Genomic DNA, 13,806 nt, shown 5'->3' on the forward strand with positions numbered 1-13,806 from the left:
GGGGGCCGCATGGACGCGCTGATCTACACCGCCATGAGCGGGGCCGAACGGGCCCTGCGCGGACAACAGGTGCACGCCAACAACCTGGCGAACATGGACACGGGCGGCTTCCGCGCCAACATGGAGCTGTCGACGGCGCAGACCCTGCCCGGCTACGGCTACGACGACCGCCACATGACGCAGTTGCAGGCCAACGCCGTGCTGACCCGCCAGGGCACGCTGAAGTCGACCGGGCGCGAGCTCGACGCCGCCATCAGCGGCGACGGCTTCTTCACCGTGCACGCCACCGGCGAGGCCTACACCCGCGCCGGCGCCTTCGCGCTCGACCCGGCCGGCACCCTCACCGTCAACGGCATGCCGGTGCTCGGCGAGGGCGGCCCGATCACCCTGCCCGAGTACAGCAAGATCGCCATCGGCCAGGACGGCAGCATCTCGATCCAGAGCCCGGGCGCGGCGACCATGCAGAGCATCGACAAGCTCAAGCTGGTCAAGGCCGAGGCCGCCGAGCTGACCAAGAACGAGGCCGGCCTGCTGGTGGCGCGCAGCGGCCAGCCGCTGGCCAGCGACGCCGGCGTGCTGGTGCGCCCCGGCCACCTCGAGGGCAGCAACGTCTCGGCGGTCGAGGAGATGGTCGCCACGATGAGCCTGAACCGCACCTTCGAGATCCAGATGAAACTGTTCAAGGCCAGCGATTCGATGGCCGAGGTCGGCAACCGCCTGGTCGGCGGCTAGGCCGGCCGGCCCGGCCTTCCGTAACGCACACGCACACCTACACAATTAGGGGAACCCCATGAATCCAGCAATGTGGATCAGCAAGACCGGCGTCCAGGCGCAGGACGCCAAACTGCAGGCCATCGCCAACAACCTGGCCAACGTCAACACCGTCGGCTTCAAGCGCGACCGCGTCGTCTTCGAGGACTGTTCTACTCGATCGAGCAGCAGCCCGGCACCCAGCGCGCCGACAACAACACCCTGGCGCCGTCGGGCGTTCAGCTGGGCAACGGCACGCACATGGTCGGCACGCAGAAGGTGTTTACCACCGGCAACCTGCAGACCACCAGCGGCGCGCTCGACGTGGCCATCACCGGCAACGGCTTCCTCGCCGTGCGCCGGCCCAACGGCGAGACCGCCTACACCCGCGCCGGCCAGCTGCAGGTCGACGCCAACGGCATCCTGGTCAACGCCCACGGCCTGCCGCTGGTGCCGCAGATCACCGTGCCGGCCAACGCCACCGCCGTCACCATCGGCGAGAACGGCATGGTCTCGGCCACCATCCCCGGCAACACCGCCGCCTCGCAGCTGGGCCAGCTGACCCTGACCAGCTTCATCAACCCGACCGGCCTGCTGGCGCTGGGCGAGAACCTGTTCCAGGAAACCGCCTCGAGCGGCACGCCGACCGAGGGCAACCCGGGCGACGCCCAGTTCGGCAAGCTCAAGCAGGGCGCGCTGGAAGGCTCCAACGTCCAGGTGGTCGAGGAGATGGTCGACATGATCGCCGCCCAGCGCACCTACGAGATGAACACCAAGGTGCTGTCGGCGGCCGACAACATGCTGCAGTACCTGGCCCAGGCGGCGCGCTGATGAAGGCCGCCGCCACCGCATTGGCCGCGCTGCTGCTGGCCGGCTGCGCCGGCCTGGCGCCGCCGGCGGTGCGGCCCGGCCCGTCCGACGAGCCGCCCGCCGTCGCCCGCGGCGCCGCGCCGCGCGGCAGCTCGGGCGGCGTGTTCAGCGCCGACACCGGCCTGTCGCTGACCTCGGACAGCCGCGCCTTCCGCGTCGGCGACGTGGTCACCGTCAACCTGCAGGAGACCACCCAGGCCAGCAAGAAGGCCGACACCAGCTTCTCCAAGGACTCGGCGGCCAACGTCGCCACCCCCAGCCTGCTGGGCAAGACCTTCCCCAAGGCCGGCCTGAACCTGGGCGCCACCCGCTCCTTCACCGGCGGCTCGGCCAGCTCGCAGCAGAACGCCCTGACCGGCGCCATCACCGTCATCGTCCAGGAGGTGCTGCCCAACGGCCTGCTGCGCGTGGCCGGCGAGAAGAGCCTGACCCTGAACCAGGGCGAGGAGTTCGTCCGCCTGCGCGGCTACCTGCGCGCCGCCGACATCGACGCCGACAACCAGGTCTCCTCGCTGCGCATCGCCAACGCCCGCATCGCCTACTCGGCCCAGGGCACCCTGGCCGACGCCCAGGCGCCGGGCTGGCTGACGCGCTTCTTCACCGGCCCATGGATGCCGTTCTAAGGATTCCCCCATGCACACCCCCCGCCCCCGCCTTTCCACCGCCGCCGCCCTGCTGGCCTGCTGCGCCCTGTTGCTCGGCGCCGCGCCGGCCCGGGCCGCGCAGGTGCTGCGCAACCTGGTCGCCATCGAGGGCGTGCGCGACAACCCGCTGGTCGGCTACGGCCTGGTGGTCGGCCTGAACGGCAGCGGCGACTCGACCCAGGTCAAGTTCGCCAGCCAGTCGGTGATCAACATGCTCAAGCAGTTCGGCGTCAAGGTGCCCGACGGCACCGACGCGAAAAGCAAGAACGTCGCCACCGTGATGGTCAGCGCCATCTTCCCGCCCGGCTACCGGCGCGGCCAGAACATCGACGTCACCGTCTCCTCGCTGGGCGACGCCAAGAGCCTGCGCGGCGGCGCCCTGCTGCTGACGCCGCTGCGGGCGGCCGACAACGAGGTCTACGCCCTGGCCCAGGGCAACGTCGTGGTCGGCGGCCTGGCCGCGGCCGGCCGCAGCGGCTCCTCGGTCACCGTCAACACCCCGACCTCGGGCCGCATCCCCAGCGGCGCGGCGATCGAGCGCGAGATCGGCACCGACTTCGCCACCCGCCCGACCATCCGCCTGTCGCTGCGCCACCCGCACTTCCAGACCGCCACCAACATCGTCGACAGCATCAACAAGCGCTTCGGCCAGATCGCCACCACCAGCGACGCCACCAGCATCGACGTGGTGGCGCCGGACAACCCGACCCAGCGCGTCGCCTTCATGGCCAAGCTCGAATCGCTCAGCATCGACGTCGGCGACGACTCGCCCAAGGTGGTGTTCAACTCGCGCACCGGCACCGTGGTGATCGCCGAGGGCCTGCGCGTGCGCGCCGCCGCCGTCACCCACGGCTCGCTCAAGGTGGTCATCTCGGAGAGCTCGAAGGTCAGCCAGCCGGCGCCGTTCAGCCAGGGCCAGACCACCACCACGCCGCAGTCCAACGTCTCGGTCGACCAGGGCTCGGGCCAGATGTTCAAGTGGCCGGCCGGCGCCAAGCTGCAAACCATCATCGACACCGTCAACAGCCTGGGCGCCTCGCCCGACGACATCATGGCGATCCTGCAGGCGCTCGACCAGGCCGGCGCCATCGAAGGCGAACTGATCGTCATTTAAGGACAGCCCATGAACACCATCCTCCACCCCGCCCAGGGCGCCGCCGCGCAGGCCGCCGACAGCGCCGCCGAAGCGGCCGTCGCGCCGGCCGCCGACACGCTCGACCCGAAGTACCGCGCCAAGGCCACCGAGGCGGCCGTCAAGTTCGAGAGTTTCTTCATCGGCCACATGCTGCACCAGATGCGCTCGGCGACGCGCGAGATGGCCGGCCCGGACAGCGTCTTCAAGGACCCGGTCAACAGCGACATGCTGGACATGGCCGACAACCTGGTGGCCGACAAGATGGCCGGCCAGCGCGCCTTCGGCATCGCCGACGCCATCCTGCGCCAGCTGCTGCCGGCGCCGGCGCCGAGCGTGCCGGCGCAGAACTTTGCCGGCCCGCTTAATGTAAGCTGACCGGTGGTCGCCCTTTACAGATAACGGACCAGTGGCTGCACAGGCGCAACTGGTCCCCCGGCCTTAACCAGGAAAGACCATCGCCCCATGAGCATTTCGAACAACGCACTGTCCGGCGCCCTCGCCGCCCAAGCGGCCCTCAACACCGCCTCGCAGAATATCGCCAACCTGCAGACCAAGGGCTACACCCGGCAGGGCGTGCTGTTGGCGGCGATCGGCCCGGGCGGCAACGCCGGCAGCGCCGGCAGCGGCGTCGAGGTCAGCTCACTGCTGCGTTTCAGCGACGCCTACAAGAACCAGCAGATGTGGCGCGCCGCTTCCGACCTGGGCCAGCGCTCGCAAACCCAGCCCTACCTGACGCAACTGGAGCGGGTGATGGGCGACGACCGCTCCGGCCTGAGCGCCGGTATCGACGAATTCTTCAAGGCGCTCAACGCGGCCGGCGTCGACCCGACCTCGACCCCGCTGCGCCAGCAGGTGGTGACGGCGGCCGACTCGATGTCGCAACACTTCAACAGCATCTACAACGTCACGGCCAACCAGCTGCTGTCGGTGCAGCAACAGCGCGGCGCCATCCTGCCCAAGCTCAACGAGTCGCTGCAGAACATCGCCGCGCTCAACGGCGCGATCGCCGGCGCCGCCGCCACCGGCACCAACACCTCGGCGCTGGTCGACCAGCGCGACCAGGAGATCGACAAGCTGGCCTCGATGGTGTCGATCGAGGTCATCGACAATCGCGACGGCAGCCGCAGCGTCTCGCTGAAAAGCGGCCAGCCGCTGGTCGACGGCAGCCTGGCCGGCACGCTGGCCTTCGACAACAGCACCGTGCCGCAAACGCTCAAGCTCAACTTCGCCTCCAGCAACTTCACGCTGGACGACGCCAAACTGGGCGGCCAACTGGGCGGCCTGGGCGACTTCCAGGTCAACACTTTGATTCCGCTGCAAAAGTCGATCTCCGACATCGCCGAGCAGATGACGACCAAGATCAACGACCAGCTGGCGCTCGGCTTCGACGCCAACGGCCTGCCCGGCGGGCCGCTGCTGGTGTTCAACCCGAGCAGCGCCACAGGCCTGCTGCAGATCACCAGCGGCATCAAGGCCAACGACCTGGCCTTCTCGGCCGACGGCATGCCGGGCGACAGCAGCAACCTGCAGTTGCTCATCGCCATCAAGGGCCAGAACGTGACGCTGACCTCGGTCGGCACCGTGCTGCTGGGCGACGCCGACACCCAGCTGGTCGGCAAGCTGGCCATCAACAGCCAACAGAACAAGGCCCTGCTCAACACCGCCACCACCATCCGCCAACAGGCCGAGGACGACTGGAAGTCGACCAGCGGGGTCAACGAGGACGAGGAGGCGGTCAGCCTGATCGAGTACCAGCGGATGTACCAGGCCAACATGAAGGCGGTGGCGGTCGCCAACTCGCTGTTCGACGCCACCCTGCAAATGTTCGGTTAAGGAGCACACCATGCGCATCGCCACCAACCAGTTTCAATCGACCATGCTGCGCGGCCTGAACCTCAACCAGGAGGGTTCCGCCCGGCAGACCGACCTCATGGCGTCGGGCAACAAGCTGCAACTGCCGTCCGACGACCCGGTCACCAGTGTGCGCATCTCGCGCCTGAACCGCGAGGAGGCCATCGTCGGCCAGTACAAAGCCAACATCGGCGCCGTGCAGATCCGCCTGCAAAAGAACGAGACCTATCTGACCAGCATGACCAAGGACATCAACAGCGCCCGCGACCTGCTGGTCTGGGGCCTGGACGGCAGCAACACCGGCGCCGACCTGGGCGCCATGGTCAACTCCTTCACCTCGATCCGCGACTCGCTGTTCTACAGCGCCAACGTCAAGGACCAGGAGGGCCGCTTCATCTTCTCCGGCACGGCGACCAACAGCGACGCGATCACCTTCGACGCCGGCGCCCCCGTCGGCTCGCGCTACACCTTCAGCGGCAACACCAACCAGCAGAAAGTGGTGGTCGGCAACGGCATCAACCAGACCGCCAACGTCGACGTGTCCGGCCTGGAGACCTATCTGAACCAGCTCGACACCACCATCGCGGAACTGTCCGCGCCGGGCATCACGGCCTCGACGCCGAGCCTGCGCGCCGCGCTGACGGCCAGTTTGGACGGCTCCGACGTGGCGCTGGGCGCCATCTCCAGCAAGATCGCCGACTTCGGCGGCGCGCAGAACATCCTGGCCACGCTGAACGACAACCACACCAACGTCAGCCTGTCGAACGGCATCGCGCTGATCCAGTTGGGCAAGCTCGACTACGCCGAGGCCGCCACCGAACTGGGCGGCTACAACCTGGCGCTCGAGGCCTCCTACAAGGCCTACGCCAAAGTCAGCGGGCTGTCGCTGTTCAACGTGCTCTAAACCATCATGCAAATCGTTCAATCCACCACCCCCGCCACCATGCCGCAAGGCAATGCCAGCAATGCCGTCGCGGCCGACGGCACGGCGCTGGGGCTGGCCGGGCAGAACGCCGCCACCGCCACCCCGGTGACGCCGACGCCGGGCGCCGCGGCGCCGCTGCAACGCGGCCTGAGCAACTGGGACCAGCCGCTGCAGGGCGACGTCGCCGGCGCCCAGCAGGCTCCTCGATTTCCTCGAGCAGAGCGCGGCCCAGCTGCGCGCGCTGAAGTCCGACCTGAGCGCCAAGCTGGCCTCGCGCCAGGTGCGCGACGGCACCATCGAGGCGCGCGTGCGCCAGTTCAGCAGCACCTGGAAACAACGCCAGCAGACCTCCGGCGGCACCCTCGACGCCCGCCTGGGCTACAGCCGCAAGGGCGCCGCGCAACGCTTCACGGTGCGCGGCATGACCCTGGCCGGCCTGCGCCACGGCAGCCGCGAGGTGCTCAGCATCGCCGTCGGCAGCGCCGCCCAGGGCGTGCGCTCGGTCGGCCTGGAGCCCGGCCTGAGCGACGCCGAGATCGCACAACGCTTCGACGAGGCGCTGGCCCCGCTCGGCGTGCGCGCCGGCGTCAACGCCGACGGCGCGCTGGAGTTCTCCACGCCGGAGGACGCCTGGGCCGGCGTGCGCGACAGCTTCGCCGTGCAGGGCAGCGGCATCCGCTTCCCCACCGGCCAGATGAACCGCGTCAAGACCGAGCCGGAGGCGGCCAGCATCGAGCCGGACAGCTGGGACACCTCGGACGAGGCGGCGCTGCGCCAGACGCTGCAGCAGGTGGTGCAGGCGCTGGCCCAGGTCGAGCAGGCGATGGCCTCGGTCAGCAACGCGCTGAGCCAGGCCGGCGGCCGCCTCGCCACCGCCTCGCCCGAGGCGCCGCCGGCGATGGACCAGGCGGCGCAGAACTTCGTCTCCACCACCAGGCAGCCCGGCTACCAGTCGCTGCTGTCGTTGACCTCGGCGCTGGTCGGCATCAGCCGCGAGCGCGTCATCTCGCTGCTCGGCCTGCGCTAGCCCTCCCCCGGCGGATCGCCCGGCCTCAGGCGCCGGGCAGCGCGGCCGGCCCCTGGCGCGCCAGCGCGGCCAGCGCCGCCGCCGGCATCGGCTTGGCGAACACATAGCCCTGCGCGAAGTCGCAGCCGGCCGCCATCAACAGCGCGCACTGCGCCGCCGTCTCCACCCCCTCCGCCACCACCTGCAGGCCCAGCTTGTGGGCCATCACGATGACCGCCTCGCACAGCGCCAGGTCGCCCGAATCGCTCACCAGGTCAGTGCACGAAACTGCGGTCGATCTTCAGCAGGTCGATGTCGAAGCGCTTCAGGTGGGCCAGCGACGAATAGCCGGTGCCGAAATCGTCCAGCGCCACCTGCAGGCCCATGGCGCGCAGCGCGCGCAGCCGCTCGACCACCGGGCCGGCCTGGTCGAGCAGGACGCCCTCGGCGATCTCGATGACGATGCTGCGCGCCGGCAGGCCCAGCGCGGCGACGTGCTCGAACCAGCCGCGGCACAGCGCGGCGTCGCCGCGCAGCTGCGCCGGCGACAGGTTGACGCTGACCTGGAAGGCCGGGTCGAGGCCGTCCTGCCATAGCCGCACCTGGTCGGCCGCCTGGCGGAACACCCAGTCGCCGATCTCGACGATCAACCCGCTCGACTCGGCGAAGGGCAGGAAGTCGACCGGGCAAAGCAGGCCGCGCTGCGGATGGCGCCAGCGCAGCAGCGCCTCGGCGCGGACGATGGCGCCGCCGCGCAGGTTGACGATGGGCTGGTAGTGCAGCTCGAACTGGCGCTCGGCCAGCGCCAGGCGCAGGTCGAGCGCCACCTGCTGGCGCGCCTGGGCGGCCAGCTGCAGGTCGGGGGTGAAGTAGCTGTAGCGGTTGCGCCCGCCGTGCTTGGCCGCGTACATCGCCTGGTCGGCGTGGTGCAGCAGCTGCTCCGGCTCGGCGGCGTCGGACGGGTACAGCGCGATGCCGACGCTGGCCGACACCTGGCCGCTGGCGCCGTCGAGCGCGAACGGCCGGTTCAGGTTGGCCAGGATGTTCTGCGCGATGCGCTCGACGCTGGAGACATGGTCGAGGCCGGACAGGATGATGGTGAACTCGTCGCCGCCCAGCCGCGCCAGCGTGTCCGCGGCGCGCACGCAGCCGCCGATGCGGCGCGCCGCCTCGACCAGCAGGCTGTCGCCGCAGCCGTGGCCGAGACTGTCGTTGACCTGCTTGAAGCCGTCCAGGTCGATGAACAGCAGCGCCAGGAACAGCCCTCGCGCTGCGCCTTCTTGATCTCCTGGCGCAGCCGGTCGTGGAACATGTGGCGGTTGGGCAGGCCGGTGAGCGCGTCGAAGTTGGCCTGCTGCCACATCAGCTCGGACGACTCGCGCCGCGCCGTGATGTCGCTCACCAGCGCCAGCGCGCCCAGGTAGGCGCCGTCCGGGTCGAAGATCGGGTTGGTCGCCAGCGTGGCCCACAGCTCGCTGCCGTCGCGGCGCAGGAACTTGAACTCGTGGCGCTCGGCGATGCCCTGCTGGCGGCGGGCGATGTTGCGCTCGAGGATGGCGCGGCCCTCCTCGTCCATGAAGGCGGTGAGCGGCTGCTCGAGCATCTGCTCGATGCCGTAGCCGAGCATCTGCGCCATCTTCGGGTTGACGAAGGTGGTGCGGGCGTCGGCGTCGATCTCCCAGATGCCCTCCTCGGCGCTGTGGACGATGCGGCGGAAGCGCGCCTCGCTGCGCTCGAGGGCGGCCAGCTTGCCCTCGGCCAGCTCGAGCACCACGCGGAAGGCCTGGCCGCTGCCGTCGGCGCTGGCGCGCAGCGTCGCCGGGAAGCCCGGCTCGTGGCGCGCGCGCGTCATCTGCAGGTCGCAGCGCTCGGTCTCCTGGCTGTTGAGGGCGCGCCGCACGAAGCGGTCGAAGTCGTCGAGGAAGCGGGCGCAGACGAAGGAGCGGAAGTGCACCTGCTGGGGATTGTGGCGCGCCACGCCGAGCAGGTCGGCGCCGACCAGGTTCATCTGCAAAATCGTCGTGTCGAAGCCGAGCACGAAATAGCCGACCGGGGCCAGCAGGTAGACATCGTTGAACAGGCCCTGCTGCTGCTCCAGGCGCAGGCGCTCGGGGCTCAGGGCGGCCTCGATGGCCGCCTGCGGCGCCGCCGCCGCGCCACCGGCGCCGACCGCCATCATGGCGTGGTAGGCCTGCACGGCCGAGGCGTCGGCCAGGCCGGCCAGGCCGGCCGCCAACGGCGCCCGCTTGCGTTTGGACAAGGTCGTCGGCGCTTGATCGTCTTCCATGTGACCTCTCTGCGCCGGGCGCGGCCACCGCGCTGGCAAAGTTGTGCATGTGGGAATGCTGGCAGAACTAGACTAGCACCGAAGCCCGGCGCTGTCGATGGCCCAGGTGGGGCGCGGCGGCCTTTTCCGCCACAGCAGCGCCCGCCTCGGCGCCGCCGTCCTAGAGTTGGCGGGCGTAGCCGGGCTGGTGCCGGCGGCGGCCGAAATGATGGCCGACCACCAGGGTCGAACTGGCGATCAGGCTGCTCAGACCGATCATCAACTGGATCAGCTTGTCGTCGGGCAGCACCCACATCGCGCCGGCCGGCGCCTCGACCCGCGCCGCCGCCATGATCAGCGGCGCCACCCAGTCCGCCTCCGGCGTCAGGTCGAGGATGACGGCGCCGTCGGCGCTGGTCTGCATGAAGATGTCGCCGCCCTCGGCCAGGGTGAAGCGCACGCCGTAGCCGCTCTCGTTCTTGCCGATGTTGTCCTGCATGCAGCGGTTGTGCTCCTCGATCCACAACTCGACGTCGCCGGCGTTCTCCAAGGCACTCCACGGCACCGGGCGGAAGCGCGGCGGCGCGACCGGCTCCGGCTGATTGTCTACTGCGTCCTGCATGTTCATCCTGGCTTTCTGGTGTCTACCGGCCCATGGCTACGGGCCAAAGCGCTAGTTTAGCCGATCTTGCAGGTGCAGAAATTTTTAAGGACGACTTGAGGGCGCGCATCGACAACGGCGCAACTTCCGCCGCGGCCGGCGGTCGAATGTGGATGGAGGGCGGGCATATGCTGAACTACCGCAACGGCGGCGGCGTCGGTGCTCGCCGTCGGCGAGCTCAACCCTTCCAAGTGCGCTTGAGTCCGGTATCGGCGTGGATCCAGCCGCCGCGCGCCCCCTCGCGGTAGTAGAAGCCCACCCCGCCCTGGCGGAAGCTGCGCACCAGGCCGCCCAGCACCTCGGCGTTCAGGTTGGGGATGCGGATGTCGGCCGCGCGGCCCGTGATGTGCAGCGATTGGCGCGCCGCCGGCACGCCCGCCTCGATCAATCTCTTGTTCGAGTTCGGCGTGCGGTAGCCCGACAGGATCTCCAACGGATGGTCGATGCCGTAGCGCGCCACGAAGGCCTGGGTGCCCCACAGGGTTTCGAACAACTTGGGATCGATGGGCGCGGTCTCCTTGCCGTTGACGTCGCGCATCAAATGACAGAGTTCCTGGTAGGCCGAGTCGATCACCTCGCCGTCCTTCCAATACAAGATCCTGGCCTTTTCGCCGCTGGCCGGGCGCGTCACGCTGAGCACGCGCGGCTTGAGCCAGAACTCCAGGTCGAGCGCCTGGGCGTCGAAGATGTCCGGCGGCGGCGCCAGTTCGGTCGGCCCCGCCGAGCTCGGCGCTTGTGCCAGCATGGTGGCCGGTTTTGCCGCCCTGGCCGCATGGGCCGCCGGCTTACCGGCGGTGTGGACGGCGGCGCTATCGGCGCCACCATTGACGCTGCGGGCGGCGCAGCCGATTAAGGGCGTGGCCAGCATGCCGACCGCGCCCAGACCCAAGCCGTGCTGAATAAAATTTCTACGCGATACCATAGTGCATCCATTGAGACAATGTTCTTACTATAGCCTATAGGTGGGGGAATTGAAAAACCCCACGTAGAAAAATTCACATGCTTGCCTGCTTGCCTGCTTGCCGGCGCCCGCGGCGGACGGCGACGCCGCCGACGCCCGTCACGCCGCCGCCAACCGGCGCCCGCCGCCCGCCAGCACGGCGTCCGGCGTGTCGAGCAGATAACCCTGGGCCAGCACCGGCACGCCCGCCGCCACCGCCAGCCAGCGCAACAGCGCCAACGCCGTGCTCGTTTCCAGCCGCTTGAACACCAGCCGCGCGCCCTGCGCGTGGCAGGCCTGGGCCAGGCGCAGCAGGCCGGGCTGGTCGGCCTGGCCGAGCAGGCGGACGTCGAGCTTGAGCACATCCGGCCGCACCCGCGCCAGCAGGCCCGCGCCTCGGCCGGCGTGGCGGCGTTGACGGCGAAGCGGAAGCCGTTGCGGCGGTAGTTGTCGGCCACGTACTGCAGCAACCAGCCCTGCTGCGGCGCCACCTGCGGCAATTGCAGCACGATGCGCTCGATCGGCAGGCCCAGCGCCGCCAGTATGCGCTGGAAGGCGTGGCCGTGGTTGCTGCTGACGGCGCTGAGCAGACGGTCGTGCACGTTCAAATACAGGTCGACCGGCTCCTGTCCCGCCGCCGGCGCCTGCAACTGGCGGAAGAAATTGATCGCGTGCAGCATGCGGCACAAACGGTCCAGCTCGATCGACTCGTCGTCGCTGGCGGCGTGGTCGAGCAGCTTCCACAGCGACAGCCCCTGGTCGGCCAGCGCCACGCCGCGCGCCAGGCCCTCGTAGGCCAGCGCCGCCCGGTCCGCCGCGTCGAGCTGGCGGATCGGTTGGAAGGCGCTGCCCATGGTGCAGTTGAAGAAGCGCCCCTGCGCCTTGCCGTCGGCGTCGAGCCGGATCGACGAGGTGGCGCCGCCGGCGCCGGACAAGCGCGCCAGATAGTGTTGCAGCACAGGATACGACACCGGATGGGAAAGCGCCGGCGCGTCCGCCGGCGCATTGGACGGCGCTGCGGCGGCCTGGGCGGTCTGGGCGGACTGGGTGAGTTCGGCGGGCTGGGCGGGCTGGGACATGCGGTGGACTCCTTGGTCTGGCGCGCCATGACGGCCTGTTCGGCTGGCGCGGGAAAACACAGCCTAAGGCCGGCGGCGGCGAAAAAGAAGGAATCGTTTCGGCCATCCTTATGCGCGACGCGTATAAGGATGGCGGGGCGGCGGGCCGAATATGCATATGCAAAATACTTCCTTGCCGCCGCGCCGGGGCCGGGCTTATCGTCGCCTATCGCCACTCCACCGCCGCCCGCCATGTGCCAACTCCTCGCAATGAACAGCAGCAAGCCGGCAGCACTCGGCTTCTCCTTCGCCGGCTTCGCCGAGCGCGGCGGCCGCACCGGCGAGCACAAGGACGGCTGGGGCATCGCCATCCACGGCGACGGCGGCTGCCGCCTGATCACCGACCACCTGGCCTCGATCGACTCGCCGCTGGCCGCCGAGCTGAAGCGCCAGCCGGTCAAGGCGCGCAACATCGTCGCCCACATCCGCAAGGCCACCCAGGGCCGCGTCGCGCTGGAGAACAGCCATCCGTTCACCCGCACGTTGTGGGGCCGGACCTGGTCGTTCGCCCACAACGGCGACCTCGGCCGCTTCGCCGCGCCGCCCGCCGCCTACCGCCCGGCCGGCGACACCGACAGCGAAATGGCCTTCTGCCACCTGCTGTCGGGCCTGCTGCAACGCTTTCCCGACGGCCAGCCGGCGCGCCACCTGCTGTATGCCACGCTGGCCGAGCTGGCCGGCGCCGTCGCCGCCCACGGCAGCTTCAACTTCATCCTGTCGAATGGCGAGCTGATGTTCGCCCACTGCTCGACCAAGCTGTACTACGTGTTGCGCGCCTACCCGTTCTCGGTGGCGCGGCTGATCGACTGCGACCTGAGCATCGACTTCCGCCAGCACAACCATCTGGACGACCGCATCGCCGTCATCGCCACCGCGCCGCTGACCAGCGACGAGCCCTGGCAGGCCTTCGCTCCGGGCGAATTGCGCCTGTTCGTCGCCGGCCAGGCGGTGGCCAGCCCGGCCGCGCCGGCGCCCAGCACACGCCGCCTGCACTTCGCCATCTGCTGACCGCGGCGCGCGCCGGCCGCCACGGCGAACGACGCGCGGCGGCGCCATTGCGCGCATGGTGTTGCATCGGCTACCATGCCTTCATACGCCGCTTCAACATTGCCGAGAATCATGCCAACCACCATCGCAATCATTGAAGACAACCTGGAATTCCTGCGCCACTTCAGCGCCGTGGTCGACGCCAGCGACGGCCTGCGGCTGCTCGGCGTGGCCGGCAACGGCCGCGACGGCATGGCGCTGATCGAGCGCGAGCGCGCCGACCTCTACCTGATCGACCTCGGCCTGCCCGACATGGACGGCGTCGAGCTGATCCGCCACGCCCAGCGCCGCCACCCCGACTGCGACGTGGTGGTGGTCACCGTGTTCGGCGACGACGCCCACGTCATGGCCAGCATCGAGGCCGGCGCCACCGGCTACCTGCTCAAGGACAGCGCCCCGGCCGCCCTGCTCGACTGCGTGCGCGTGCTGCGCGAAGGCGGCGCGCCGGTCAGCCCGGTGATCGCGCGCAAGATCCTGCAACGCCTGGGCAAGAGCGGCGCCGCCGCGCCGGCGGCGGCGCCGCCGCCGGCCGGGCGGGCGCTGGTGACCGAGCGCGAGGTCGAAATGCTGCGCGCGCTGGCCAAGGCCTGAGC

14 protein-coding genes and 2 pseudogenes are annotated in these 13,806 nt (G+C 69.8%); 10 read left to right on the forward strand and 6 right to left on the reverse strand.

The genetic code is table 11. The annotated features are described in order from the left end of the window. Positions 1-9: 9 nt before the first annotated feature. The 8 genes and pseudogenes from QC826_RS16845 (at position 10) to QC826_RS16880 (ending at position 7,202) form a co-directional block, all read left to right on the forward strand. Positions 10-732, forward strand: coding sequence for a flagellar basal body rod protein FlgF (locus tag QC826_RS16845; RefSeq protein WP_279761654.1), 723 nt, complete (start codon positions 10-12; stop codon positions 730-732). 58 nt (positions 733-790) lie between these two features. Next, positions 791-1,581, forward strand: a pseudogene (flgG, locus tag QC826_RS16850) (flagellar basal-body rod protein FlgG). Then, entirely contained in the window at positions 1,581-2,243 is a 663-nt protein-coding gene (flgH, locus tag QC826_RS16855; RefSeq protein ID WP_279761655.1) for a flagellar basal body L-ring protein FlgH, read from the forward strand. Before flgG ends, flgH begins: the two are co-directional and overlap by 1 nt. 10 nt (positions 2,244-2,253) lie before the next feature. After that, a complete protein-coding gene (locus tag QC826_RS16860; protein ID WP_279761656.1) occupies positions 2,254-3,378 on the forward strand; it encodes a flagellar basal body P-ring protein FlgI in 1,125 nt (374 codons plus the stop codon). Positions 3,379-3,387: 9 nt separating this feature from the next. Beyond that, the gene (locus QC826_RS16865; protein WP_279761657.1) at positions 3,388-3,774 is read left to right on the forward strand and encodes a rod-binding protein; all 387 of its coding nucleotides are present in this window, start codon (positions 3,388-3,390) and stop codon (positions 3,772-3,774) included. 87 nt (positions 3,775-3,861) lie between these two features. After that, complete coding sequence (gene flgK / locus QC826_RS16870) at positions 3,862-5,232, forward strand: flagellar hook-associated protein FlgK (protein WP_279761658.1); 1,371 nt, start codon at positions 3,862-3,864, stop codon at positions 5,230-5,232. A gap of 10 nt (positions 5,233-5,242) precedes the next feature. Next, positions 5,243-6,154 carry a flagellar hook-associated protein FlgL gene (flgL, locus tag QC826_RS16875; RefSeq protein WP_279761659.1) on the forward strand — a complete coding sequence of 304 codons (912 nt, stop codon included), beginning with the start codon at positions 5,243-5,245 and terminating at the stop codon, positions 6,152-6,154. Between the two features lie 301 nt (positions 6,155-6,455). Continuing rightward, positions 6,456-7,202 carry a hypothetical protein gene (locus QC826_RS16880; protein WP_279761660.1) on the forward strand — a complete coding sequence of 249 codons (747 nt, stop codon included), beginning with the start codon at positions 6,456-6,458 and terminating at the stop codon, positions 7,200-7,202. Between the two features lie 25 nt (positions 7,203-7,227). Here QC826_RS16880 and QC826_RS16885 read toward each other — a convergent pair whose 3' ends face one another. The 6 genes and pseudogenes from QC826_RS16885 to QC826_RS16910 all read right to left on the reverse strand — a co-directional run bounded on the left by QC826_RS16885 (position 7,228) and on the right by QC826_RS16910 (position 12,127). Continuing rightward, positions 7,228-7,452 carry an EAL domain-containing protein gene (locus tag QC826_RS16885; RefSeq protein WP_279761661.1) on the reverse strand — a complete coding sequence of 75 codons (225 nt, stop codon included), beginning with the start codon at positions 7,450-7,452 and terminating at the stop codon, positions 7,228-7,230. Between the two features lie 4 nt (positions 7,453-7,456). Next, positions 7,457-8,650, reverse strand: a complete 1,194-nt coding sequence (locus QC826_RS16890) for a putative bifunctional diguanylate cyclase/phosphodiesterase (protein ID WP_279761662.1) — start codon at positions 8,648-8,650, stop codon at positions 7,457-7,459. After that, positions 8,560-9,468 (reverse strand): annotated as a pseudogene (locus tag QC826_RS31280) (PAS domain-containing protein); the annotation flags it as partial. The gene QC826_RS16890 and the pseudogene QC826_RS31280, both read right to left, overlap by 91 nt. A 160-nt stretch (positions 9,469-9,628) precedes the next feature. Continuing rightward, positions 9,629-10,069: a hypothetical protein gene (locus QC826_RS16900; RefSeq protein ID WP_279761663.1), complete on the reverse strand. Its 441-nt coding sequence runs from the start codon at positions 10,067-10,069 to the stop codon at positions 9,629-9,631. A gap of 217 nt (positions 10,070-10,286) precedes the next feature. Further along, positions 10,287-10,976, reverse strand: coding sequence for a YcbK family protein (locus QC826_RS16905; protein WP_409567655.1), 690 nt, complete (start codon positions 10,974-10,976; stop codon positions 10,287-10,289). Beyond that, entirely contained in the window at positions 10,958-12,127 is a 1,170-nt protein-coding gene (locus tag QC826_RS16910; RefSeq protein WP_313872635.1) for a hypothetical protein, read from the reverse strand. Before QC826_RS16910 ends, QC826_RS16905 begins: the two co-directional genes overlap by 19 nt. Before the next feature lie 231 nt (positions 12,128-12,358). Between QC826_RS16910 and QC826_RS16915 the strand changes: the two genes are divergently transcribed. Then, positions 12,359-13,174, forward strand: a complete 816-nt coding sequence (locus QC826_RS16915; RefSeq protein WP_279761664.1) for a class II glutamine amidotransferase — start codon at positions 12,359-12,361, stop codon at positions 13,172-13,174. Between the two features lie 111 nt (positions 13,175-13,285). Beyond that, positions 13,286-13,804, forward strand: coding sequence for a response regulator transcription factor (locus tag QC826_RS16920; protein ID WP_279761665.1), 519 nt, complete (start codon positions 13,286-13,288; stop codon positions 13,802-13,804). Positions 13,805-13,806: the final 2 nt, after the last annotated feature.

The sequence above is a fragment of the Rugamonas sp. DEMB1 genome, assembly GCF_029834475.1.
Classification (GTDB): domain Bacteria; phylum Pseudomonadota; class Gammaproteobacteria; order Burkholderiales; family Burkholderiaceae_D; genus Rugamonas; species Rugamonas rubra.

Bases quoted from the DNA above. Each gene is read 5' to 3' on its own strand.
- QC826_RS16845 (WP_279761654.1), top strand. From the start codon at position 10: ATGGACGCGCTGATCTACACCGCCATGAGCGGGGCCGAACGGGCCCTG.
- flgH (WP_279761655.1), top strand. From the start codon at position 1,581: ATGAAGGCCGCCGCCACCGCATTGGCCGCGCTGCTGCTGGCCGGCTGC.
- QC826_RS16860 (WP_279761656.1), top strand. From the start codon at position 2,254: ATGCACACCCCCCGCCCCCGCCTTTCCACCGCCGCCGCCCTGCTGGCC.
- QC826_RS16865 (WP_279761657.1), top strand. From the start codon at position 3,388: ATGAACACCATCCTCCACCCCGCCCAGGGCGCCGCCGCGCAGGCCGCC.
- flgK (WP_279761658.1), top strand. From the start codon at position 3,862: ATGAGCATTTCGAACAACGCACTGTCCGGCGCCCTCGCCGCCCAAGCG.
- flgL (WP_279761659.1), top strand. From the start codon at position 5,243: ATGCGCATCGCCACCAACCAGTTTCAATCGACCATGCTGCGCGGCCTG.
- QC826_RS16900 (WP_279761663.1), bottom strand. From the start codon at position 10,069: ATGCAGGACGCAGTAGACAATCAGCCGGAGCCGGTCGCGCCGCCGCGC.
- QC826_RS16905 (WP_409567655.1), bottom strand. From the start codon at position 10,976: ATGCTGGCCACGCCCTTAATCGGCTGCGCCGCCCGCAGCGTCAATGGT.
- QC826_RS16910 (WP_313872635.1), bottom strand. From the start codon at position 12,127: ATGTCCCAGCCCGCCCAGCCCGCCGAACTCACCCAGTCCGCCCAGACC.
- QC826_RS16915 (WP_279761664.1), top strand. From the start codon at position 12,359: ATGTGCCAACTCCTCGCAATGAACAGCAGCAAGCCGGCAGCACTCGGC.
- QC826_RS16920 (WP_279761665.1), top strand. From the start codon at position 13,286: ATGCCAACCACCATCGCAATCATTGAAGACAACCTGGAATTCCTGCGC.